The organism is Crassaminicella profunda, from assembly GCF_019884785.1.
GTDB lineage: Bacteria > Bacillota > Clostridia > Peptostreptococcales > Thermotaleaceae > Crassaminicella > Crassaminicella profunda.
Genome location: NZ_CP082326.1, coordinates 1,138,018 through 1,162,680, shown reverse-complemented (window position 1 = coordinate 1,162,680; position 24,663 = coordinate 1,138,018). Strand labels below are relative to the sequence as shown.

Here is a 24,663-nt window from a genome sequence, read left to right as displayed (position 1 = left end):
CATTAGTAATATTTTATTTTCTGCTTTTTTCATCAAAATTCTCAATAAATGCATCTAATTCTTTTCTAGCTTGTACATACTTAATTTGACTATCAAAAACCTTATTTTGCAGTTCCTCATTTTCATTTTTTACCTTTTTTATTTCCTGATCTTTTAAATTAAGATTTTCTTTTAAATCTTCTATTTCCTTCTTTAGAATTTCACATTCACCATTTTTTATGTTATTTTTTTTCTCTTCTCCTAATTGTTCAATAATTCTTTTATATTCCATCTCTTTTGTTTCAAAATCTGCTAATGCTGCTGTTAATTGACTACGTGTTTCTTCTAACTCCTGTAAGGGCTTTATTGCCTCTTCTTTCACTTTTTCAATCTCTTGATTAATTTTATAATACTCATCAGCAATATTTAGGCAAGTTAGAACTGCAATCATTGCCGTACTCAATTTTTTACTATTCCTTGCAATATCAATCATTTTTTCATCAACAAAATTGGCAACCCTTTGCATATATTCTTTAGACTCATTGCCAACCATTGTATATTCTTGTCCATATATTCTAACAATCACTTTGTTTTTATTGCTCATCCATATCGCTCCCTCAAATAATTTGAGTCCTATATATAAAATTCTTTAAAAAAGATATAATTCCTTCTATATTTTCTACTATATAATCTATTATATTATACAGTAGTCATAAAATAAATACTATAGGAGAACTAAACATCATTTATTTTTTGAATATTCTACAATTATAATTTTTAGTATATGTCTTTTGATTTTTAGAACCTTCTTATGTCTATTGGAATACTATAAAAGTGAATAAGACCCTTCGAATATTCAATAGACAACTATCACAGCATTGTCATGTTTTAGGAGGATATTTATGAGTTCTATAAAAATATTTCCACAAGTAGCCACAGTACAAATTAGTTCTTATGCACCAAATAAAATATTTGGTCTTTGTAAAGATATGTACTTAGGAAGAAAAGATGCAAATGACATATTTCGAATACTTTTTAAATTTCCCATTACAACCATTCCTAATGAATGTATAATTTTAAAAGCTGTACTTAAAATCTATGTTCAGTTTGCTGGAATGCTTATTCCAAGTTCATTTACCCCCTACGCATTGAAAGAAGATTGGAATATACAAAATATTACATGGAATAATCAACCATCCTTTTATACTCATATAACAGGAGAAACTAAGTGTATAAAAAGAGTAGATTTTTATCATTTCAATATTACAGAAATAGTTACAAAATGGTATGAACATGAAATCATGAATTATGGACTTATTATAAAAAATAAAGAATTATCCAATGGAACCTATAATCGAGTAAATACTGTTATAAACTCTAATTTATCACCTATGCTGGAAATAACCTATGGACAAAAATCTAATATAACAATTGTTCCTACTCGTTATGTTTCAGAAACTGAAGAAATGGATACAGATGAACTTTATAGATTTTCATCTACAATAAATGCATCTCTTACAAAAACAATTACTTGTCACATTAAAAATTTGGGGAATTCTCCTATAGAAATAAAATTCCAGTCCAGTCCAAATGGTATTGATTTTTGTGATGATATTCCAGAATCTACAGTGATTAAACCTCACGAGCTCATTTGGAGTACCCCTTACTGTTTTGCAACTTATGGTCGTATTGCAGCAAAAAATGTTAACCCTGGAGAAACATCGAAAATTAGAATTTGGTATGAAGCACAAGAATAAAATAAACAAACCACTGTATATCTACAGTAGTTTGTTATTTTATTTTTAAGAAAATTTTTTTCATCATACTTAATCCTTCAAAATCTATTTTGTCAAAAAACTTTATGCTCCTAATAAACTCTTCATAAGCCATATGATAAAATTCATGATAGTAATAAAGCTTTGCAAGTCTTAATAAAACTTCATCATTTTCAATAAGATTCAAAAGTTGTAATGATCTTTCAAACCGTTCAGGAGATGCAGCTTCAATAAGAATATCTAATAATTCAAAAATAATCTGCACAAATTGTTTAGATTCCTCTTGATCATCACTGATAGGATCACAATTTTTTCCTTCTAATAAATTTTTCAAAGCATAGTATATCTTTCTTCTGTTAATATTTTCAGGATCTCTCACTTTATTTAAAAGCTTAGTAGTATTATACATATTACCACTTAATATTTCAGATACTGCCATTTTATATATAGCTTTTTCATAAAGTTCTCCCCTTTTTATCCTTTCAAAGTTTTTATAACTTTCTTGATAGTTTTTTAAAAAAAGTAAGCACATTCCTTTTCGGTAAAACTGGCCAGAAGAAAACCCTATCATTTCCTCTGCTTTCAAAATATATTCATAAGATATCTTATACTTTTTTTGATGAAAATACACATCTGAAAGGATCATATACTCTTTTCCTTCTAAATTTGTTCCAAAAAAACTTTCTAATTTTTCTTTTATATCGTTTATACCCCTTTGCTGATTGAATAATATTTTTGCTATTATATAAAGAGGATTCGTAAATACAGGATTTTTGTGAAGTGCATTTTTACAGTACTGATAAGCTTCATCATAATCTTTCAATTCATAATAAATTTGTGCTAAAGCATCATAGGCTTTAAAACTACCTACTCCTTCAATAAAATTTAAGTGTATAGGTGATTCTCCCATATATATACACTTATTCAATTCTTTTATAGCTAAAGTAGTTTTATTTTGTTTCTGAAATATTTTTGCTCTTAGAAAAAATAAATCCGTAAAATCAGGATAATATCTAATCCCTTCATTTATTATTTCTAATGCTTTCTCATACCTCTCTAATTTTTCTAGAGTCTTTACCATTCTAAATAATAATTTCGGACCATATTTTTCCTTTGGCATAAATTCTTTTAAAATCTCTTGATAATATTCATAGGCTTTCTTATACTTTTGCTCCTCAAAATACTTATTTCCCATAGTATAATACTTTTTAGAATTTATATTTTTACTTTGTATGTTTTTTTTCTCAATTATCTCATCTTTTTTCTCAAATTTTTCATAATTTATCTGTAATTTTGGTACATATATTTCTTCATCATTGTCTTTGCTATAAAATGCTACCAAAGAATTTAGCTTTTCATCTGCTACTTTTATCAACAAACCATAATTAAGATATTTTCTACAATACCAGTCATTAAAAAACTTTGTTATATCTACTTTGACATAAGTATTTATTTCTTCATTAATCATAAAAGTTTGGTTGATTCCCTCATCAATCATTGGTTGATTTGCGTAGTTTACAGCATTTTCTTCAAATCCTTCTGAAGTTCTATAAATTTGAAATTCTTTTTTGTGGGATGGATTGTCATTACGAATAATATACAAAAATAGTTCTACCTTTTCTACCCTCCCAACACCTTCTAAAATAGGCAAATCAAAATGAAGTAACCCTCTATATATAGAATGATTCATATATTTTCCAACAAACAAAGCATAATAATCCCCATAGTTTTCATATGGCATAGCACTATTTATAGCTGCATCTTTAAAAGGCTTTTGTTCTATTATTTCTATCATATTCACTCACTCACTTTATGATTTTGTATCATTATACGAAATATTTTTTTATGTTGTGAATGGACTAGATGTATTTAAAATATTTTTCATCATTTCTAAACCTTCTTGATCTATTTTGTCAAAGATTTTTATAGATCTTATAAATTCTTCATATGCTAAATGATTATAACCATTTTGATAATAAAGTTTTGCAAGTCTTAGTAAAACTTCATCATTTTGAATAAGATTTAATAACTGTAATGACTTTTCAAAGATTTCTGGTGATGCTACTTTTATAAGCATGTTTAAAAGAGTAAAAATTGTATCTGTAAATACTTTAGACTCCTCTTCATTGTCACTAATACTCTCACATTCTTTATTTTCTGCTAATTTCTCAAAGGACTCATACACCTCATAAATTTGCTTATCTTCAAATTTTTTAGCACTTAAGAGTAATCTTTTTGCATTTTCCATGTTATCGGAAAGAATTTCACAAAGAATCCTTTTGTATACAGCCTGTTCATAGTGAATTCCTTGTGTTACTTTTTCAAAATACTTGTATGCTTGTTGGTAATCTTTAAGGAAAAGACAACACATACCTACATAATAATTCAACCTAGAATCTTCTTTTAAAATTTCTTTTGCTTTTAGAAAATATTCAAGGGCTACATCATATTTTTCATTACCAAAACATAAATCTCCTAATTTTGTATATACGCCTGCATGAAAAGGCCTTTTAAAAAATACTTCTAATTTTTTCGTTACTATATTCATATCCTTTTCTTTTTTCATTAAAATTTCTGCAATTCTATGAAGCGGTATATAAAACTCAGGCTTTGCTTGAATTGCTTCTACATAAAAACGGTATGCCTCCTCATCATCACCTAATTGATAATAAATCTCTCCTAATGCATAATATGACTTATATCCACCTACCCCACTAATATTACATAAATCCATAGGAGCTTCTCCCATATTTAAACACTTGATAAACCCTTTTATTGCTAATACATATTTCTTTTGTTTATGATTTAAGCATGCTTTTAAATATTCTAAATCTGTAAATTTAGGATAGTATTTAAGACCTCTTTCTAATATTTTTCTTTCTTCATCATACTTGTTTAATATATCCAAAGTTAAAATCATTTTTATTAAAAGTTTAGGACTATGAGCAGGATAAGGTATAAATTTTTCATATGCTTTTTTATAATATTGAAGAGCTTTTTCAAATTTTCTTATTCTCAAATATTCATTTCCCATATTGTACAAATGAAAATTATTGTTTGGATCATTTTTTAGAACTTTTTCTAAAATCTTCATATTCCTATTAGATTTATTTTTTTCTTTTTCCACACTTCTTAAGTACCCATAATGATAGACGACTATTTTTTCTATTTTTACTTTGCTTTGGTCAATATTTTCATCATATTGATTGCATATTTGCTCATGAATGGCACCTATATATCTATATCCTTTATGATTTCTTATTAATCGAATATTAAGATTACTAGCTAATTCTTGCCCTAGTTTATTTCCAAGATAGCTTAGTGTTTGAAAAAGATATATATCTACATCTGGATTATTTAGTAATGATAAAACTCGCTCTTTATCAGAAGCACATAACTCTTCATCTGCATCCATGGTTAAAATCCAGTCCCCTTTTGCTTGCCCAAAAGCATAGTTTTTTGCATCACTAAAATTGTCCTGCCACTGATAATAATCTACCTTTGCTCCATAACTTTTAGCTATTTTTACTGTATGATCCGTAGAGCCTGTATCTATAACAATCATTTCATCTACAATGTCCTTTACACTCTCAAGACATTTTGGAAGATTCTTTTCCTCATTTTTTGTAATAACACATAAGCTTAATAACAAATTCATCCCCCCTTATTCATATGTATAGCTATCGGAATACATCCGATAGCCTATTAGTTAATAATGACCATTATAACGAGCTACTACAGTGGCTGTATCTCCTATTGCTTTTGCCCTTACTCTTGTATACTTAAGATATCTTTGTGGATCTAATATGGTTGGTGTATCATCTGTTAAAGTTACTACATAAGGGTCATCAATATAATCAGCCGCCACATTGGTTGGGGATATTTGTAACCATGTTTCAACAGTTCCACTTCCACCCGTTCTCTTTATATAGAATGAAGTAACGTTCACTTCAGAAGTATCCTTCGTTAATACTGTAACTGTATTACCAGCTGCAATAGCTGCTGCTGTTCCAATATCATGTACAAATCCATTCCCTACTACATTGATATTTACTGTATCTGTAATTGATTTTACTTCTGATACATAAGTTACTGTTGACACTGCATCTACGGCATCTACTGATGCTACATTTAATACTTCACTCACTGTTGATACCGTTGACACTGCATCTACGGCATCTACTGATGCTACATTTAATACTTGGCTTACTGTTGATACCGTTGACACTGCATCTACTGCGTCTACTGATGCTACATTTAATACTTGACTTACTGTTGATACCGTTGACACTGCATCTACTGCGTCTACTGATGCTACATTTAATACTTGGCTTACTGTTGATACCGTTGACACTGCATCTACTGCGTCTACTGATGCTACATTTAATACTTGGCTTACTGTTGATACCGTTGACACTGCATCTACTAAATCTACTGATTGTACATTTAACACTTCACCTATTGTTGTCACTGTACCAATTTCGCCAACTAGTAATTTCCCATCACTATCTACTGCTATAGCTTTTGTAGTTCCACTATTATCACCATATACTTTTGTTTTTAATTGATCTGCCACATTATTAAACACTAAATTATTAGCCATAAAGATCCTCCTTCCTTAAACTTTATATAGACTTAGGAGTTGTCTCCTTAATCCTAATTCATATTATGTAAACACATTATAAGTGTGACAAATCCTCATGCCAAAAATATACTATATTATAGGAAAAAATTTAACTAGGAGGACATCTAAAAATGATATGGGAGCAGTAGTAAACTTATTAGGTTATACCCATGTTATGGTTTTTGTTCAAAATAATCCATAAATGTCTTTTAACGAATATAAAATAAGGATGGATTCACTATGAAAACAAGTATTATACTATTAACTTTTAATCAATTGCATTATACAAAACTTTGTATCAATAGTATTAGAAAATATACAGACAAAAACACTTATGAACTCATAGTAATCGATAATCACTCTACTGATGGAACTACTAAATGGTTAAAAAATCAAGAAGATATTCAATGTATATTTAATGAAGATAATTTAGGATTTCCTAAAGGTTGTAATCAAGGGATAAAAATAGCAAAAGGAGATAATATCCTCCTTTTAAATAACGATATCATTGTCACACCTAATTGGCTTACAAATTTGAATAAATGCTTATATAGTGATAAAGATATAGGCGCTGTAGGCGCTGTTACAAATAACTGTTCTAATCATCAAACAATACCATCTACCTACAATAACATTGAAGAAATGATTACATTTGCAAAAAAAAACAATATTTCTAGTAAAAATCAATGGGAAGAAAAACTAAGATTAATTGGATTTTGTATGCTTATTAAAAAGGAAGTCGTAGAAAAGATTGGGCTGTTAGATGAACGATTTTCACCTGGAAATTTTGAAGATGATGATTATTCCTTTAGAATCAAGTTAGCTGGATACAAATTAATGCTCTGTAAAGATGTATTTATACATCATTTTGGCAGTGTTTCTTTTAATGAAACTAAAAATGAATTTTCTAAAATTCTTAAAGTTAATAAAAAGAAATTTAAAAAAAAATGGGGTTTCTCTATTTCTTATTATTCAAATATTCAAGTAGATTTAATAAATTTAATGGATAATTTTCAATCTAAAAAAGTCAATGTATTAGAAATTGGATGTGGTTACGGAGGTACTTTACTTCAAATCAAAAACAATTGCAAAACAGCTAATTTATATGGAATAGATTTAAATAAAAAAGCTTTAGAAATTGCTAAGTCTTTTGCTAATGTACAATGCCTAAATATAGAAAACGAAAAACTTCCATACGATGAAAATTATTTTGATTATATTATATTAGGAAATATACTAGAGCATTTATATGATCCTTGGAAAATATTAAAAAACATAGGAATGTATATGAAAAAAGACGGAAAAATTTTAGCCAGTATTCCTAATATCATGCACTATAGCAATATTAAAAATTTGATAAATGGAAATTGGGTACATGATGACCAAACACCTATTAGATTTTTCACATTAAAACAAATCAATACTATGTTCAACGACGTGAATTATACAATTGAAACAATCACTGGAAAAACTACACAACCAAATGAAGCTGACAAGAAGTTAATCAATTCATTAAATAATATAACAGGAAGAAATATGACAAAACAATATCAATTTCAACAATATTTTATAAAAGCAAGAAAGATAGAAAATTCTATAGAAGAAAATAATAGTAATCATACAAAAATTAAGTTCTTATTAAGAAGAATTGAAAATGATATATTGATTGAAGAAAGTTCAAAATCTTTAATAGAAATAATCGATGATTCTAAATTAAATTTAAATACTCTTATAAAAATAATTCATATGAATATTATAAAAAAAGACAAAGTATTAAATCAATTATCCTCTCAATTAAGTAAAAAAAATATGTACGAATATGCAAATATTTTATTATCTAAATCTTATGAGATTAATCCTCAGAATATTGAGACTCAAGAACTATTAAAAATCATAGAAGGTGAAAATTTATGTTAAGTCCTAAAAAAATAGCCTTTATCACCTGTGTAAATAATGAAGAAATGTATGAAGAAGCATTATTATATATTAAAAATCTCTATATACCAGAAGACTATACAATAGAAACTTTGTGTATAAAAAATGCAGAAAGCATTACAAAAGGATATAATCAAGCAATAAAAGATTCAGATGCTAAATATAAAGTCTATATGCACCAGGATGTATTTATCATCAATAAAAATTTTATAGTAGATTTTATAGATATTTTTGAAACCCACAAAAGTATAGGAATGATAGGCGTAGCAGGTACTCAAACAATTCCTCTAAATGGAATATGGTGGGAATCTAATACTCGATATGGAAAAGTTTATGATAGTCATTCTGGAAAATTAGAACTACTAAATTTTAATACAATAGAAAATGAATATGAAATAGTAAAAGCTATCGATGGATTAATCATGATCACCCAATATGATATTCCTTGGAGAGAAGATCTCTTTGATGGTTGGCATTTTTATGATCTATCTCAAAGTATTGAATTTCATAAAGGAGGATATGAAGTAGTAATTCCAAAACAAAATCCCCCTTGGTGTATTCATGATTGTGGAATCGTTAATACAAAGAATGGATACGAAGCATATAGAGATCTATTTTTAAATGAATATGCAAAAGATATTTTTCCCTTAGTCAGTGTTTTTATAGAAGCATATGATAGAGTAGATTATTTTAAAAGTGCTCTAGATAGTGTCCTCAATCAAACCTACAAAAACATACAAATCATTATTATTGATAAAAGTTCAAATGATGAATGCAAAAAAACAACCCAAAAATATATAGAAAAGCATCCTAATATTCAATACTATAGAAGTGATGTATTATTTCAAAATAAAGATATGCTAAGCCAACTTTTAAAAATAAGTTCTGGTGAACATCTTAGCTATTTAAAAGATGATGTTATTTATCATAAAGACAGAATCACTATAATGATGAATTATTTTTTTAAATATAAAGATTTACAATGCGTCACATCCTACAGCCAATTAATAGATAAGAATGGAACCATTTTAGAAGATACACATATAAAAAGAAAACTATTTGACAATAACTCTATGTTAAATGGTAAATTTTTTATCAGTTTATTATTAACAAAAATATTTGATCTCATTGATGAAATAAGTATTCCTTTATTTAAGAGAAAAGCTATTGAAAATGATATACAAAAAGGTAAGTTTGGTATATATGTAGCAAAAGAAGATCAAATAATGGCTAACTTGCTTACGATCATCAACATTATTGATAAGGGAAAAGTATTATATATATCAGAACCTTTAAGTTGTTTCAGAGTCCATGACATTCATGACCAAAGGAAGATCAATACCCTATTGCATGAAGTATTTAATTATTTAATAGATAAAAATATCCTCATAAAAAGGTACCCTATATTTAATTGTACCAAATAAGGAGTGGAATCTATTGACTGACAATAAAGCCATTTGTTTTTCATGCTTAACCCCCTATCATGTTTTTGTTTCATATATATTATCTAAAACAGTATATAAAGACAATTATAAAATCATTTTAATTTCTGATCATCATCTTAAAAAAGTATATATAAATTCTAAAAAATTAGCTGTTTGGGATGAACTCATTTTAATAGAAGAAAAAAATAAACCCTTCCATCTAATCCAGCAGCAATTTGATAAAATTGATTTTACAAGTATTCATGTACTTCATTATTTTTCATGGGGCTCTATTTTCAATTCTATTTTAATGAATGCTATACCCAACCATACAAAAATAATTTTAACAGATGAAGGCTATATGACTTACCGTCCAAAAGAAGCAAGTGAATTTTTTAAAAATAAAAATAATCTTCAAAGGAATCCCCTAGATTTCAATACAATATCAGAAATATGGTTGTTCGATAAAAGACTTTATATCAGTACATTAAATAAACCGTTAAAAAACATTGAATTAAAAAAATACTTGGATAGTAAATTGAAATATGAACTATGTAATGAACTAAATATCCTGTTTGATTATCAATATGAAAAGAAAGATTATGATATTGTATTTTTTGACCAATGTTTTACCCTTACACATAAAACATCCTATATTGAAGAAAAATACTTACTCATGAATATTATAAAAGTATTAAAAGACTTTAAAATATTAATAAAAAAACATCCATCTGATTCTAAGTACAAATATACTGGATTAGGTGTTGATATTTTAGAGCATGAGGGTATTCCTTGGGAAGTAATTTATTTAAATGAATATATAAACAATCCATCTAATCTTCAAAATAAAATATATATGACTTACAGTTCTTCAGCAATGATCAACGCACGTACTGTATTCAAAGATTTAAATATACACAATCATTTTTTCTCATTAATTAAACTATTGCATAACTTTTTAGACATCACCACACCCACTATATTGCTAGAAAAATATTATAACCAATTCAAAAAATCATATAACGAAAATATTTATGAAATCGAATCATTCATAGATCTACAAAACATTTTAAATAAAAATTTACTATCTATAAAAAAATAAAATTACATCATTCAAAAGGATGGGTATACATCAATATACCCACCCTTTTAATATTGGCGTAATCCTTTTTAACTGATTATGATCATCTACTATGGTTATGCTTGTATTCAATATAAAATCTTTTATTTTTTCTCTTACCACTTCAATATGATCATCTATACAAGTCACATAGCCTAATCTTCCTGTGTTAGAAGTATTCACATCTATTATATCTCCTTTTCCTTTTCTCCAAACACCCGTCATATTTTCTTTTAATGTTGGCATTTGAAAATCTTGTAATCTTCCAGAAATAGGAGAAAAAAAATGTATACTCATTCCTGCTTTTTTTATTTTTCTTATTTTAGGATTTTCAACCTTTCCAAGACTTTGTTTGATAACATATTGAATCATATCAAACCCAGTTAATTTATATAATAGTTCATGAATCAAAGGTCCTCCTGCAAGTCTTGGACCTATATCAATAATTCTAGGCTCATTATCACCCCATACAAAATCTAGGTGGGTTGCTCCCATTTTAATGTCTAATTTTTTATGAATTTTTTCAACAATTGCTTTTACCTTTTGTATTTTTTTATCATCTAATGTTGTTGGTAAAGTAATTCCTAAAGTTCCTATTTCAGGATATTTCTTAACCATTTTATCAGCAATTCCTACAATATAAGTTCTTCCTTCATTGACTACTGATTCGACTCCAAAAACTAAATGGTCTTCATAATATTTTTCAACTACCACAATTCCTGAATCACTTTGACTCTTAGAAAATTTAAATTTTTCTTGTATATCTTTATTATCTCTTACAATTCTTATTCCCCTGCATCCAGCCCCATCTGATGGTTTAAATAAAACTGGAAAACCAATTGCTTTGCATATTTTTAATGCATCTTCAAAAGTATAAACTTTACCACCTTCAGCAATTGGAATATCCGTATTTCTGAATAATTCTCTAAATACAGCTTTTTCTGTTGCCTTCAGAGAAGATTGATAAGCTATTGTATTCAATTTAAATTCCTCACCTATTTTTGCTACTATTCTTGGAGCCAAATTACTTGCCATTGTACAAATTCCTTGAATATTGTTATCTACTATAACTTTTCTTATACTTTCTACATCTATTAGATCTATGTCTAGTGGATAATCTGCATATTTATTTCCTAGAGCATTTTTATTTCTATCACAAGTATAAACAGTATGACCAAGGTCTTTTGCTTTTTTTATCATATGAATTTGATCCACTCCTGCACCTAATATGAGTATATTCATATTCTCCCCCTATTCAACTCCCTTAATATAATTTCTTTTACTCGCAGTACACCTTTTCCATCTATCAACATTTGTCCTTTTTGTACCATTTTTTCTCTTTTATGAAAATCGTCCATTTCTTTTAATGTTCCTTTTAGTTTTACTTCTAAGTTTTCATCATCATGCTCTCCCAAATATATGCCTATACCATTGTCTTGAAATACTTTACAAGGATACCTTTGAAAATCCGTTATAGATATTAAAATAATCGGTACCCCTATATACAATAACTCAAAGGTTGTCATTCCACCAGCTGTAATAGCTATATCACAATCTTTCATGATTCTTCCTGGATTCTCTATGTTTTTTAATATTTTTATAGGATGACTTACACTATATTTTTCTATATTTGTATTCGCTCCTAATACTACATAGATATAAAAATTAGGATTTATTCTATTCAGTAACTTAGCAATTTTAACACCTAATGCCCTATAATCTCCACCCAAAGAAATATAGATCTTTTTTATACCCTTATTTAATTTTTTATTTTGATATTTTAAAATATCTGGTCTTAAAATAATATATTTGACATCTGTATATAACTGATCTCCATAGAATTCATCTATAAATCCCTTTCTTTTTATCATTCCATTTACAGAAATATTAGTATACGCTACTCCTTCTTTACTTCCACCAATACTAATTGTTTTATAGAGCTTTTTTAAATGATTCACATAATCTTTCTCTAAATCCATTAGGTCTAAAATGATCACTTTCGTATTCATTTTCTTTAATGTATTTTGTAAAATATAAACATCTCTAAATTTACCAACTTTATAATTTATTTTTTCTTTATCTAATATAGTTTTATAACAATTAGGTAACATATCTAATAGCCAAGTGATCCTTATAGGATTATTTTCTTTTAAGCTTTTGCTTAAAGCTAAACATCTAAACCAATGACCTAATCCTCTTTTTTTGCATATTTCTAGAATAAATACAATTTCATTAAACATAATTAAATATGCTCCCATGTAAATACTTCATTTTCTTTTAAAGACTTTTTACAAACTCTTCCTATGACAACATCTAAAAATCTTGGTTCCATTCCATATCCAGGTCTGCATATTTTTATCATATTCTCTGTAATTATTTGTCCTTTTTCAATCTGTTTTTTAGCAACAATAGAGGGTCTAGCATATTTCCTTCCTTTACTTTCTGACGCTAAAATCTTCTTTCTTCCGTCTCCCATTATTTTTTCACTGATTCTTATTGTCCTTACAAGTTCATTTATACCATTTTCATCTAGACTAAACCAATGATCTGGTCCTTCTGCATTACAATCATAGGTTATATGTTTTTCTATAATCTTTGCTCCATGAGTTACTGCAATGGAAGATGCTAAATATCCTTTAGAATGATCAGAAAAACCTACAATATATTCTGGATACATTTTCTTTAGCGTTTTCATTATTTTTATATTTGAATCTTCTATTTTTGTAGGATATGCTGCTACACAATGAAGTATAGCAATATATTTTGTTCCATTTTCTTCAAGAGTTCTTATAGCTAAATCTATTTCTTCATATGTGGATTTTCCTGTACTTAAAATAACAGGCTTTTTTGTTTTTGCAATCTCCTTTAGCATTGGAATATTCCCAACATCTGATGATGCTATCTTATACATAGAAACATTTAAATTCTCTAAAAATCTAACTCCATCTATGCTAAAGGGCGTAGAAAATGGCATTAAATCTAAGCTTTTAGCATATTGAAATAATTCTTTATAATACTTCCTATTTAAAGTTAGATGCTTAAACATATCCCCTATTGATTCAGTTACTTTTTGTCCTTTTTTTCCCCAAGTGATTATTCTATCTTTGTCTGCTACTAATTCATCTGAAGTATATGTTTGAAATTTTACAGCATCAACACCTGCACGATAAGCTATATCTATTAAATTCTTAGCTTTTTTAAGTTCTCCATCGTGATTTGCACCAATTTCTGCAATAATTAGTGTTCTTTTATTAAAATCTATTTTTTTATTTTCTATATTCCAAATCATAGATTTCATTCAGACTCCTTTAAAATAATAAATTTAATCTGCCCTTTCCAATTAGATTTTTTTATTTAGGTAGTTCTCATCATCCATAAGTGTTTTTAATAATCCTGCATCTCTTATTGTGTTTTTATTGATTGTTTTGAATTGCGGATTTTTCTCTATAAATTTTAATATATCTTCTGTAAAAAATAACTCTTCTTTTTTATATAAAGCATCATATATTTTTTTTATAAGTAAATAATCTTCTTTTGTATCTAATGTCCATCTATAATCTCCTAAATCTTTATATTTTCCATAAAACCCAACTTTGTATTCTTTGGATCTCTTTTTTATATATAATCCAACATGCTCTTTTTCTGATGGTACTTTAGCATTTAAGTAACTTTCTTCTAGTGCTTTGAATGAAAAAATTGCTCCACTTATTCCATAAGGAAAACCTGAACCTACTCCATAAAAATCATACTGATCTTTTTTATAAATATCTATTAACTCGTCTATGATTTTCGGGTCTAAAACAGGGTTATCTGCTGTTATTCTTACTATATGATCTGCTTGAAACTTCCTTGCAGTAAAATAATATCTTTCTAGTACATTCTTTTCACTACCTCTAAAATAATCTATTTTGTTTTCCTTACAAAAGCATTCTATCTTATTATCATTTTCTTCTACACTTGTAGCAATCACTATATTATTGATATTTTTACATGCTTTTAATCTATTTACGATATGCCACAATACAGGTTTTCCTTTAAGTGGTAATAATACTTTTCCAGGCAATCTAGTAGAACCCATTCTTGCTTGAATAATTGCAACAATATTCATAATTCCCCCCTCCCATTATAAGAAAATACTAAACGCCTTCATATTATGGATTGTATAATTTCTACCATTTTTATAAAAATCATAATTTAATAAGTTGCATGCAAAGGTAATAAAAGATTCTAAATTATATAATTTAAGTCCTAATGATTTTCCAAACCAATATATGGGTACTAATCCTGTTATTAAATCATCATAAATATAGCGATGCTTTAAAGAATTAGCTCCATATATATCATCATAAGCTTTTGTGTTTTGAATTTTTTCATAAAGGGTATTCCCAACACTTCCATATTCCAAACTTAACCAGTCACATACGGAAAAGAAGTTTTTACCTAAATACATATATATTTCTTTTCTCTCTAGATCAATTTTTTCTATATAGTTTGCAACAACAGGAGTAATCCCTTCAATATAATGCTTATATTTTCTACTATTTTCTATTTGAGTTATATTTAAGACTGCTGGAATAGGATGAAGCATTGCTCCAATGTTATGAAGTGTTATGGCTAGATAATCTTTTTCGTACACAAAATTACTACATAGCTCATTAATTTCTCTTATGATTCCTTCACTAAGTGGTCTCAGTGAAGTATATTGAACTTTTGGCTTAGTAGCATAAATATTTAGTATTTCATGATCAAATCTGCAAGTATGAATAATCGTTTGTGTTTCAATACAAGTTGGATTTACATCCTTTATTTTTTTTATTTCATCCATAAATTCTACCGTTCCAAAAGTCCTTCCAGGCATAAGGATTATTATATGTTCATCTGTAATATAAGAGGCCATTCTTTGTGCCATCTCTTTATATGCTATAGCTGGCATCACTATAAAAATATATTTAGAACGCTCAACTATTTTTTTTAAGTCTAATTCAAAATTTCCAATCCTTTTATAGCTTTTTTTATTTGAACAATGGTCATGCACTAAGACATTCCCATTATTTTTTGTTATCTGATCTATTCTATTTTTATTTCTGTTCCAAATACTTACTTTATGATTTTTATCACTTAAATATGATCCTAAAGCTAATCCACCACTTCCTGCACCAAGTATCCCAATCCTGTTCATGCATTTTACCTCCCCTTCCTATAATCATTTATATGTATCCATCATAAATCTGTGAAAAATTGTTTTTGTATATCTTTATTGCTTTTTGACAATTGCGTATATAGTTGTAGCAAAAACTATTTACAAAAATATACTATATTAAAATAAAAAATTTAATAAACAGCTAAGTTTTATTTAGAAAATAAAACTTGGCTTAATCCTATAACTAATGGAGAATATTAAGATTACTACAGTAAAATGTATGAAAATTTTAGGGGGGCAAAAATGAAAAAATTTGAATTTATAGAAACACCAATAAAAGGATTATACATTATTGAGCAAAAAGTATTTGAGGACAAAAGAGGATATTTTATGGAAACTTACAATTATAAAGATTTTAAAAAAGCAGGACTAGATATGGTCTTTGTCCAAGATAATCAATCAAAATCACAAAATGGCGTTCTTCGAGGCCTTCATTTTCAAAAAAAATGTCCTCAAGGCAAATTAGTAAGGGTGATCAAAGGAGAAGTTTTTGATGTAGCAGTAGACCTTCGGAAAGAATCTGATACTTTTGGAAAATGGTATGGATGTATTTTAAGTGAAAAAAACAAAAGACAGTTTTATATTCCAGAAGGTTTTGCCCATGGATTTTTGGTTCTTTCATCAGAAGCAGAATTTGTATATAAATGTACAGAATTCTATAATTCTAAAGATGAATACGGGATTATTTGGAATGATTCGGATATAAACATTCACTGGCCAGTTAATCACATTAATAAAATTATATTGTCTGATAAAGATAAAAATTGGATAAGTTTTAAGGATTATAAAAACCTTGTCATAAGGAATAAGAATCAATGAATAAGACAAAGAAATTAGTAAAAAAAATGAGGTTTTTCTACACTTTATTATTCAAATATTCAATTCATAGAAGGTGAAACTATGTTAGATTCTAAAAAAATATGCTTTATCACCTGTGTAAATAATGAAAAAACATATGAAAAATCCTTGTTCTCTATAAAAAATCTAAATATCCCAACAAACTTTAAAATAGAAACTATATATATAGCAAACTCAAAAGGTATTACCCAAGCATATAATCAAGGTATGCAAAATTCAGATGCCAAATATAAAGTATATATGCATCAAGATGTATTTATTATTAACAAAAACTTTATAAGCGATTTTATAACTGTTTTTGAGCAAGATAAGAACATAGGCATGATTGGAATATTAGGTTCTAAAACAATTCCAGCAAATGGGGTTTGGTGGAAATCTCAGAATCTATATGGAAAAGTTTATGATAGCCACACAGGAAAATTAGAACTCTTACAACTTAATACAGTTGAAAATAAATATGAAATTGTAGAAGCTATTGATGGTTTTATCATGATTACCCAATATGACCTTCCATGGAGAGAAGATATTTTTAATGGATGGCATTTTTATGATACTTCTCAAAGTATTGAATTTAAAAAAGCAGGCTATAAAATAGCTATTCCAGAACAAACTGAGCCATGGTGCATTCATGATTGTGGAATTGTTAATTTTAAAAATGGATATGAAGAATGTAGGAGAATTTTTCTAAATGCATACGCAAAAAACATATTTCCTACAGATTAATACATTCTCTGCTTTAATAGTATGAATCCTACATCCAAAAAATGTTAAATAGCCCTCATCTTAATTACAATTTGGGGCTATTTTAAACATTTTCTCTAATATCCTAATTAGTTTTTTAGTTTTTCCGAAACATCAAATCCCAAATCTTGTAATCTTTCTCTTTCACTTATAACTTTTCCATTTTTAACTATTACATGAGCTCCATTATCTATTTCTGTACATATATTCCCATTAGCTACCGAAAATCCCTTCAGCCCAGGAGCATCTAAAACTCCTAATTTAACAGCATTATATAATACTTCCGCCTCTATTAAAGGATTCTTATATTCTCTACCTAGTTGCTGTATTGCTTTTATAATTAATCTTGCTTCTTTTTTTATGATATTTTTTCTATTGATTATTTCTTTATCATATAAATAATTCGGTATTCCTGCATTTGCTAACCTTAATACCCCTTTTACTATTTTTACACTTTCTATAATTTCTTTAGCAGTTGCCCTGTGAATAGCTTCACAATAAGCAACTATATGGAGGATGTCTGGCTCTAAATAATTTCCATAAAACATACTTCCTGCTAATTGACCTTTTGATGTATACGGGTCTGCTGAATACGATAATAAACCCGTTCTTACCATTTTAATTATCTTAAAATAATCATCTTCTAATTCTTTTATAAGTTCAATTTTTGCTAACATTTTTGCTAAATCCATTTTAGGAGAAATACTTGGAGGAGTACATAACATAAACTGCATCACAAAATCTTTAACTTTAAAATACTTTGCATTATATCCTACAATATATGCTATCGCTACTTCTAAAGCATCATGAGCATACCTAAGTGCCCATTGATGTGATTCATTAATCTCAACTGGTATGTGATTTTGAGCATTCCATTTTATAGCTTCTTGATTTTCTTTAATCGCATCTAATAAATCTCTTTCTGCTCTTCGATCTAAATCTGAATACCACATAAGAGGAATTGCTGCCCAAGCATTATTAAGGGTTTCTTTTAATAATGCTGACAATCTTAATAAATTATTTGTTCCTGAATAGCAACGCATAAGAGGATAATTTCCTCGTCTTGAAGCTTGGTACAACTTTTCTAAGTCTTCTTTCCTTCTTATAGGCACTCCACCTGCACCCTTTTCTTTTTCAATCATTTTCTTGGGTTCAAAAAAATATTGTTGACAATTTTGATCTGGTGCAATAGATATGATATCTAATAGACCAGAATCTGATAGTTTTTTCACATCTTCAATGGTATCTTGTATTGTCTCTAATCCTAAATGATGTCTAATCAATGGAAATGGCTTTTTATAATCCATTCTCTCTCTTAAATTTTGAGGAGGAATCTTATTATCACGATCACATCTATCTTGATTTTTCAAAAAATATATTACTTCTTCTATTTCTTCTGTTCCATCAAATACTTTTTTTATAAAATCAAACTTTTTAGCAATCTTACCCGTTTCCACTGTACCTCCAAAAATATAAATTTTGTCTAATAAATTATTTTTTATTATTCCATTCTGAAATTCTTCAAGAATACTTTTAGCTGATATAGCACTTAATCTATATCCAACACTAATCATATCTGGTTGACTTTCTATAATTGCATCTATAACTTTAGCTACAGGAACAGCACTTCCCATATATATAATCTCATAGTTTTCTTTTTCTGCTAATTTCATAAAATTATAGATGCCTGCACTATGAACACAATTGCCTAGTGCAGCCAATAAAATTTTTTTCATGTCTATCTCCTTATATTTATTTTATAACGTTTGAATTATCTCTATATTTTCCTGTTAAAGATAGATTATCTTAAACTAAACAATTTTCACTATATAAAATAAACTAGCTCAACTAATGGATAAATATACTAAAGAAAATCTACTCTTTATAATAAGTTAAAACCTTATTTACTGCATTTACTACAGCTTTTAAATCGTCATTACTCATTTTAGGAAATAATGGTAAAGTTATGATTCTTTCATATATTCTTTCTGCGTTAGGGCATAATCCCTTTTTATATCCAAGTTTCTGATAATAGGGATGATAATACACAGGGATATAGTGTACATTTACACCAATATTTTCAGCTTTTAATGCCTCAAAAATTTCTTTTCTTCCAACGCTAAATTTTTCAACTTCTATCTGAACCACATAAAGATGATAACTAGAATGAGAATAATCTCCTTGATAAGGAATAATAACACCATCTACTGCTGATAAATATTCATTATATTTCTTAACCAATTCTCTTCTTCTATCAATAAATCTATCTATTTTTTCTAATTGACTAACGCCTAATGCACATTGTACATCTGTAATTCTATAGTTATATCCTAATTCTAATTGTTCATAATACCAAGAGCCTTCCTCATTATTTACTAATAATTTTTTATCTCTAGAGATTCCATGTGTTCTAAATAAAGAAAGCTTTTTATAAAATTCTTCATCATTCGTAGTAATCACTCCACCTTCACCCGTTGTAATATGCTTTACTGGATGAAAGCTAAATGTTGTCATGTGAGCAATGCTTCCAACTTTTTTCCCTTTATATTCTGTACCCAATGCATGTGCAGCATCTTCTATTACAATAAGATTATGTTTCTCTGCCAATTTTAAAATAGGATCTATATCAACTACTTGACCTGTATAATCAACAGGAATAATTGCTTTCGTCTTATCTGTTATTTTTCTCTCAAGATCATGTATGTCTATGTTATAGGTTTTAGGATCAATATCTGCGAATACAGGAGTAGCCCCTTGGTATAAAATACAATTTGCTGATGCTGCAAATGTTAATGGCGTAGTGATTACTTCATCTCCTTCTTTGATCCCTGCTGCAAAGCATGCTGCATGTAATGCTGCAGTACCGTTTGATACTGCCACTGCATGCTTTACGCCTACATATTCTGCTATCTTTTCTTCAAGTTCAGCTACTTTGGGTCCAGTCGTTAAATAATTACTTTTCAATGTTTCTACTACTACTTGAATATCTGCTTCATCAATCCACTGCTGTCCATATGGCAAATAACAATCTCTTACTGGTTTTCCACCATTAATTGCTAATATATTATTCATTACTATACCTCCATAACCTCAGCATTCATTTTTTAACTATAAACCTTATATAGTCCTCTACATATCATAGATGGTACACCTACCAAGCTGTCCATCCTCCATCAACCATTATATTCGTTCCTGTAATATAATTTGACGCATCAGAAGCTAATAATAAGATAATTCCTTTTAAATCTTCTGGATTACCTATTCTTCCTAAAGGAACCTTATTCTCTAATCGTTCTTTAAAGACTTTATTTTCTTGAATTTTTGTTTTCGGAAATGGTCCTGGCGAAATTGAATTTGCCCTTATGCCATATTTTCCATAAACACATGCTATATATTTTGTAAATTGAATGATTGCAGCTTTTCCTGCTCCATAATTTCCAGGATTATAATAATCATTGTTTTCATATATAGAAACATCAGGTGATACAACACCATACATAGAAGCAATATTAATAATTTTGCTAGATTCTTGTTTAATCATATGAGGTAACACTGCCTTAATACATCTATATACTCCATTTACAGTCCCATCTATACCTTGCTTCCATTCTTCCTCATTCATTTTAAGTAAATCTCTCCCCGTTCCACAACTGGCATTATTAATCAAAACATCTATTCTTCCAAATTCATTTATGATGTTTGTAATTACATTATCTATATTTCTTGAATTAGATATATCTAAATAAATAGGTCTATTTATATTTCCATACTTCTTATTTAATTCTTTAGTAAATTTTTTATTTTTTTCATAATTTCTACTTCCTATAATTAAATTTGCATGAAATTCAGCTAACCCTTCACACATGGATGATCCAAGATATCCACTTCCTCCAGTAATAAATATGGTTTTACCTTTTAAATCTAATAATTCCTTTAATAACATATCTTCACTCCTAAATTACCACCTACGTGGATCAATAATTATAGAATCATAAGATACCTTTATTGCATCAACCAATTGATTAAATTCATATATAATTTTATGATCTATCTTTTTATGAAAAGCTTTTATATTTCTCTCCAATTGATTATTTGTTTCAACTCCAACTAAAATAAAATCCCCGTAGTCATTATATTTAAACCATCCAAAGATTAAATCTGCAATATCTATCTGAAACTTGTTCGAAAAATCTTTTATTATTTTTAGATATTTTTTAGCTTTTTCTAATTTAAAAGGAATTTCATCTAACTTCGAAAAAAATAAACCTTGTAAAAAAATAGATCGAATAAAAACTTCTATATTTCTTCTTTTTAATTCTTCTAAATAACCTAATTGAATAATCCTTCTATCAAAAATATTCATTGGTATTTGAATAACATTAAAAATGTCTTTTTGTAATACCACTTCAACATCTTTAATATCATATACGGAAACCCCTATTTTCCCAACCAAATTTTTTTCTTTCAATTTTATTAATTCATCTATAATTCTTTGATTGCTCACTTCAATCATATTGTGTAGTAAATAATACTCAACTTGTTTTACATTTAAATTTTTCAAAGATTTATTTAAAAAATTGATTACATGTTGATTACTCCCTGATATATGTGGTAATTTTGTACAGATTGTAAATTTTCTTTTTGTATCAGTCAAATAATCTCCTATGATTTTTTCACTGTTTCCATAAACATATGCTGTATCAAGTACTCTGATTCCATTTTTGTATGCTGTATCAAATATTGAAAAAGACTCCTTCATAGCAGGTTTTCCTGTTTTATTGTTAATTCCATAATTTAATCCTAGTTGAGCAGTTCCTAAAGCAATCTGAGGCATTATTTTTCCTCCCTCACCTATATCAAATCAGGATGATTTTTAATCCATTCTTCTGTCTTTTTTATTCCTTCTTTTAGTGAAACCTTTGGTTCCCAACCAAGTAAATCTTTAGCTTTAACATAATTACATAAAAGCTTTTCTATTTCACTTTGAGGATGTATATGTTGAACATGCTTAATCTGTTTTTCTGATTGAACTATCAATTTAGCTAGATTATTTATTGATATATCTCTACCTGAACCTGCATTTATGATTTTTCCATTTGCTTTTTCACTATAGCCTGCTTCAACTACAAATTTTGCACAATCTTCTACATATAATAAATCCCTAGTTTGCATTCCATCTCCATATATATTTAATGTTTTCCCCTCTAGATGGTTCTTGATAAATATAGCTACAACGCCACCTTCTCCTCCTGTTTTTTGAAAAGGCCCATACGTGTTAAATGGCCTAATGACTACTGCAGGCAATTTATATCCATACCAATAGGATAAAACCATACTTTCTCCTGAAATTTTACTTCCTGCATATGGAGAAGCTGGTTTTGTTGGATGAAGTTCTGTAATACCCTTTTCATCATTTGCTTTGTCATATACCATACATGTGCTCATAAACACTATTTTTGTATTGCATTTTCTACATTCTTCTAAAACATGAAATGTTCCTATTACATCATTTTTAAATGTTATCTCAGGATCATCTAAACTATCTTGAACATTTATACTCGCGCCTAAGTGATAGCATATTTCGAATTTGTTTTTATAAAGATTACTTAATAGTTCTCTGTTTTTTATATCTCCATAAATGAATTCCTTAAAATTATTCATATATAAAAATTCTTCTATATTTTCTTTTCTACCATTAGATAAGTTATCTAATAACCATACATTATGTCCATCCTCTAATAGCCTTTTCACAACCCATCTTCCGATGAATCCTGCTCCCCCTGTTACCAGTATGTTCATACTTTCCCTCCTAGTTAAAATACATCTTCTTTCTACATTAATAAAATTAGATTATAACGTATATGAGAAAATTCTATATTAACTTTTCATTTATCAATAATTCCCTAACTTCATCTTTTAATATTGGCTTCATCTTATCTGAACTATATGTTCCTACATCTGCTTTATCATAATGCTTATAAAACTCTATATATTTCTGAATATTATAGGTTGTGGGACATACAGCATACATTTGTCCCAAATCAAATGCAAATTTAGATTCTTCTTCTGTCATAAGTTCTTCATACATCTTTTCACCAGATCTTACCCCTATAGTCTCAACACTCACTTTAGCCGAATCAATATTATGTTTTTTACAACTTTCTTCAATCATTACTTCTGCCAAATCTTTTAGTTTCACAATAGGCATTTTTAGTATAAATATTTCTCCTCCTATAGCTTTTTCTACTACTTGCATTGTAAGAGCAGCAGCTTGTGTTTTTGTCATCATGAATCTGCTCATGTTTGAGTTTGTAATGGTTATTTTTTTTTGATTTAAAATTTGCTTTTTAAATAATGGAATTACAGAACCTCTTGACCCCATAACATTTCCAAATCGTACTGCCACAAATTTTGTCTTTGCTATTCCTTTACTACGGTTAGCAGCCTGTATAACTCTTTCTGCTAAAAGCTTAGTAGCTCCATATACATTGGTAGGATTTATAGCTTTATCTGAGCTTGTAAATATAACTACTTCTATATTGTTGTTTCTAGATGCTTTTATAACATTTTCAATACCCTTAACATTTGTTTTTATAGCTTCTGTAGGATTGTATTCACATGCAGGCACATGTTTCATTGCAGCTAAATTAAATACTATGTCAATATCCCTACAGGCTCTATCCACTCTATCGTAATCTCTTACATCCCCTATCAAAAATCGAATATTTTTTCTATTTCCTATTTCTCTTTCCATAATAAACTGTTTGTACTCATCTCTACTAAAAATCCTAACAACCTTTGGTTCTTCCTTTAAAATTTCTTCAGTTATTTTTTTGCCAATGGTTCCAGTTCCACCTATGATTAATATTTTTTTATTTTTATATTTCACTTTTATCTCCTCTAATACTATAGTCTAATTATGCTTTCATGCAGCTTCTATCAATTATAAAATTTATTTTACCTCCTCTTCCTATAATCATTTATATGTATCCATGATAAATATGTGA

Annotated in this window: 21 protein-coding genes; 6 read left to right on the top strand and 15 right to left on the bottom strand. The window is 28.0% G+C overall.

Features of this window, described 5'->3' with window-relative positions:
- Window positions 1-13: 13 nt before the first annotated feature.
- Window positions 14-583, bottom strand: a complete 570-nt coding sequence (locus K7H06_RS04925; protein ID WP_223038832.1) for a cell division protein ZapA — start codon at window positions 581-583, stop codon at window positions 14-16.
- Window positions 584-881: 298 nt separating this feature from the next.
- Here K7H06_RS04925 and K7H06_RS04920 point away from each other — a divergent pair, with 298 nt between their 5' ends.
- Complete coding sequence (locus K7H06_RS04920) at window positions 882-1,736, top strand: DNRLRE domain-containing protein (RefSeq protein ID WP_223038831.1); 855 nt, start codon at window positions 882-884, stop codon at window positions 1,734-1,736.
- A gap of 34 nt (window positions 1,737-1,770) precedes the next feature.
- On the opposite strand, the gene K7H06_RS04915 is transcribed toward K7H06_RS04920, so the two are convergent.
- The 3 genes from K7H06_RS04915 to K7H06_RS04905 are packed head-to-tail and all read right to left on the bottom strand — an operon-like array spanning window position 1,771 to window position 6,357.
- Entirely contained in the window at window positions 1,771-3,549 is a 1,779-nt protein-coding gene (locus K7H06_RS04915; RefSeq protein WP_223038830.1) for a DNRLRE domain-containing protein, read from the bottom strand.
- Window positions 3,550-3,597: 48 nt separating this feature from the next.
- Window positions 3,598-5,406: a tetratricopeptide repeat-containing glycosyltransferase family 2 protein gene (locus tag K7H06_RS04910; protein WP_223038829.1), complete on the bottom strand. Its 1,809-nt coding sequence runs from the start codon at window positions 5,404-5,406 to the stop codon at window positions 3,598-3,600.
- A 57-nt stretch (window positions 5,407-5,463) separates the two neighbouring features.
- Entirely contained in the window at window positions 5,464-6,357 is an 894-nt protein-coding gene (locus K7H06_RS04905; protein WP_223038828.1) for a DUF6385 domain-containing protein, read from the bottom strand.
- 261 nt (window positions 6,358-6,618) lie between these two features.
- Here K7H06_RS04905 and K7H06_RS04900 point away from each other — a divergent pair, with 261 nt between their 5' ends.
- Genes K7H06_RS04900 through K7H06_RS04890 form a run of 3 tightly spaced genes read left to right on the top strand, consistent with a single transcriptional unit; the run spans window position 6,619 to window position 10,839 of the window.
- Entirely contained in the window at window positions 6,619-8,295 is a 1,677-nt protein-coding gene (locus K7H06_RS04900) for a glycosyltransferase (protein ID WP_223038827.1), read from the top strand.
- A complete protein-coding gene (locus tag K7H06_RS04895) occupies window positions 8,289-9,737 on the top strand; it encodes a glycosyltransferase (protein ID WP_223038826.1) in 1,449 nt (482 codons plus the stop codon). Before K7H06_RS04900 ends, K7H06_RS04895 begins: the two co-directional genes overlap by 7 nt.
- Before the next feature lie 13 nt (window positions 9,738-9,750).
- A complete protein-coding gene (locus tag K7H06_RS04890) occupies window positions 9,751-10,839 on the top strand; it encodes a polysialyltransferase family glycosyltransferase (protein WP_223038825.1) in 1,089 nt (362 codons plus the stop codon).
- Between the two features lie 30 nt (window positions 10,840-10,869).
- Here the strand turns inward: K7H06_RS04890 and K7H06_RS04885 are convergent, their stop codons facing one another.
- The 5 genes from K7H06_RS04885 to K7H06_RS04865 are packed head-to-tail and all read right to left on the bottom strand — an operon-like array spanning window position 10,870 to window position 16,036.
- Window positions 10,870-12,099 carry an ATP-grasp domain-containing protein gene (locus K7H06_RS04885; RefSeq protein WP_223038824.1) on the bottom strand — a complete coding sequence of 410 codons (1,230 nt, stop codon included), beginning with the start codon at window positions 12,097-12,099 and terminating at the stop codon, window positions 10,870-10,872.
- Window positions 12,096-13,097, bottom strand: coding sequence for a glycosyltransferase (locus K7H06_RS04880; protein WP_223038823.1), 1,002 nt, complete (start codon window positions 13,095-13,097; stop codon window positions 12,096-12,098). The genes K7H06_RS04885 and K7H06_RS04880 overlap by 4 nt, the downstream gene beginning before the upstream one ends.
- Before the next feature lie 2 nt (window positions 13,098-13,099).
- Complete coding sequence (locus K7H06_RS04875; protein WP_223038822.1) at window positions 13,100-14,155, bottom strand: N-acetylneuraminate synthase family protein; 1,056 nt, start codon at window positions 14,153-14,155, stop codon at window positions 13,100-13,102.
- A 42-nt stretch (window positions 14,156-14,197) separates the two neighbouring features.
- Complete coding sequence (locus K7H06_RS04870; protein ID WP_223038821.1) at window positions 14,198-14,965, bottom strand: cytidylyltransferase domain-containing protein; 768 nt, start codon at window positions 14,963-14,965, stop codon at window positions 14,198-14,200.
- Window positions 14,966-14,980: 15 nt separating this feature from the next.
- Window positions 14,981-16,036 carry an NAD/NADP octopine/nopaline dehydrogenase family protein gene (locus tag K7H06_RS04865; protein ID WP_223038820.1) on the bottom strand — a complete coding sequence of 352 codons (1,056 nt, stop codon included), beginning with the start codon at window positions 16,034-16,036 and terminating at the stop codon, window positions 14,981-14,983.
- Window positions 16,037-16,300: 264 nt separating this feature from the next.
- Here K7H06_RS04865 and rfbC point away from each other — a divergent pair, with 264 nt between their 5' ends.
- On the top strand, window positions 16,301-16,876 hold the full coding sequence (gene rfbC / locus K7H06_RS04860) for a dTDP-4-dehydrorhamnose 3,5-epimerase (protein ID WP_223038819.1): 576 nt from the start codon (window positions 16,301-16,303) through the stop codon (window positions 16,874-16,876).
- Between the two features lie 81 nt (window positions 16,877-16,957).
- Window positions 16,958-17,638 carry a glycosyltransferase family protein gene (locus K7H06_RS04855; protein WP_223038818.1) on the top strand — a complete coding sequence of 227 codons (681 nt, stop codon included), beginning with the start codon at window positions 16,958-16,960 and terminating at the stop codon, window positions 17,636-17,638.
- A gap of 107 nt (window positions 17,639-17,745) precedes the next feature.
- Here the strand turns inward: K7H06_RS04855 and K7H06_RS04850 are convergent, their stop codons facing one another.
- The 6 genes from K7H06_RS04850 to K7H06_RS04825 all read right to left on the bottom strand — a co-directional run bounded on the left by K7H06_RS04850 (window position 17,746) and on the right by K7H06_RS04825 (window position 24,545).
- Window positions 17,746-19,392, bottom strand: coding sequence for a methionine synthase (locus K7H06_RS04850; protein WP_223038817.1), 1,647 nt, complete (start codon window positions 19,390-19,392; stop codon window positions 17,746-17,748).
- 139 nt (window positions 19,393-19,531) lie between these two features.
- On the bottom strand, window positions 19,532-20,728 hold the full coding sequence (gene pseC / locus K7H06_RS04845) for a UDP-4-amino-4,6-dideoxy-N-acetyl-beta-L-altrosamine transaminase (RefSeq protein WP_223038816.1): 1,197 nt from the start codon (window positions 20,726-20,728) through the stop codon (window positions 19,532-19,534).
- A 79-nt stretch (window positions 20,729-20,807) separates the two neighbouring features.
- Window positions 20,808-21,599: an SDR family oxidoreductase gene (locus tag K7H06_RS04840; RefSeq protein WP_223038815.1), complete on the bottom strand. Its 792-nt coding sequence runs from the start codon at window positions 21,597-21,599 to the stop codon at window positions 20,808-20,810.
- Window positions 21,600-21,614: 15 nt separating this feature from the next.
- Window positions 21,615-22,490: an aldo/keto reductase gene (locus K7H06_RS04835; protein ID WP_223038814.1), complete on the bottom strand. Its 876-nt coding sequence runs from the start codon at window positions 22,488-22,490 to the stop codon at window positions 21,615-21,617.
- A gap of 17 nt (window positions 22,491-22,507) precedes the next feature.
- Window positions 22,508-23,455, bottom strand: coding sequence for a dTDP-glucose 4,6-dehydratase (locus K7H06_RS04830; RefSeq protein ID WP_223038813.1), 948 nt, complete (start codon window positions 23,453-23,455; stop codon window positions 22,508-22,510).
- 73 nt (window positions 23,456-23,528) lie between these two features.
- Window positions 23,529-24,545, bottom strand: coding sequence for an SDR family NAD(P)-dependent oxidoreductase (locus K7H06_RS04825; protein WP_223038812.1), 1,017 nt, complete (start codon window positions 24,543-24,545; stop codon window positions 23,529-23,531).
- Window positions 24,546-24,663: the final 118 nt, after the last annotated feature.

Coding starts and splice junctions, on each gene's coding strand:
- K7H06_RS04855 (WP_223038818.1), top strand. CDS start 16,958: ATGTTAGATTCTAAAAAAATATGCTTTATCACCTGTGTAAATAATGAA.
- K7H06_RS04925 (WP_223038832.1), bottom strand. CDS start 583: ATGAGCAATAAAAACAAAGTGATTGTTAGAATATATGGACAAGAATAT.
- K7H06_RS04895 (WP_223038826.1), top strand. CDS start 8,289: ATGTTAAGTCCTAAAAAAATAGCCTTTATCACCTGTGTAAATAATGAA.
- pseC (WP_223038816.1), bottom strand. CDS start 20,728: ATGAATAATATATTAGCAATTAATGGTGGAAAACCAGTAAGAGATTGT.
- K7H06_RS04850 (WP_223038817.1), bottom strand. CDS start 19,392: ATGAAAAAAATTTTATTGGCTGCACTAGGCAATTGTGTTCATAGTGCA.
- K7H06_RS04900 (WP_223038827.1), top strand. CDS start 6,619: ATGAAAACAAGTATTATACTATTAACTTTTAATCAATTGCATTATACA.
- K7H06_RS04830 (WP_223038813.1), bottom strand. CDS start 23,455: ATGAACATACTGGTAACAGGGGGAGCAGGATTCATCGGAAGATGGGTT.
- K7H06_RS04875 (WP_223038822.1), bottom strand. CDS start 14,155: ATGAAATCTATGATTTGGAATATAGAAAATAAAAAAATAGATTTTAAT.
- K7H06_RS04880 (WP_223038823.1), bottom strand. CDS start 13,097: ATGTTTAATGAAATTGTATTTATTCTAGAAATATGCAAAAAAAGAGGA.
- K7H06_RS04870 (WP_223038821.1), bottom strand. CDS start 14,965: ATGAATATTGTTGCAATTATTCAAGCAAGAATGGGTTCTACTAGATTG.
- K7H06_RS04885 (WP_223038824.1), bottom strand. CDS start 12,099: ATGAATATACTCATATTAGGTGCAGGAGTGGATCAAATTCATATGATA.
- K7H06_RS04905 (WP_223038828.1), bottom strand. CDS start 6,357: ATGGCTAATAATTTAGTGTTTAATAATGTGGCAGATCAATTAAAAACA.
- K7H06_RS04920 (WP_223038831.1), top strand. CDS start 882: ATGAGTTCTATAAAAATATTTCCACAAGTAGCCACAGTACAAATTAGT.
- K7H06_RS04865 (WP_223038820.1), bottom strand. CDS start 16,036: ATGAACAGGATTGGGATACTTGGTGCAGGAAGTGGTGGATTAGCTTTA.
- rfbC (WP_223038819.1), top strand. CDS start 16,301: ATGAAAAAATTTGAATTTATAGAAACACCAATAAAAGGATTATACATT.
- K7H06_RS04840 (WP_223038815.1), bottom strand. CDS start 21,599: ATGTTATTAAAGGAATTATTAGATTTAAAAGGTAAAACCATATTTATT.
- K7H06_RS04835 (WP_223038814.1), bottom strand. CDS start 22,490: ATGCCTCAGATTGCTTTAGGAACTGCTCAACTAGGATTAAATTATGGA.
- K7H06_RS04915 (WP_223038830.1), bottom strand. CDS start 3,549: ATGATAGAAATAATAGAACAAAAGCCTTTTAAAGATGCAGCTATAAAT.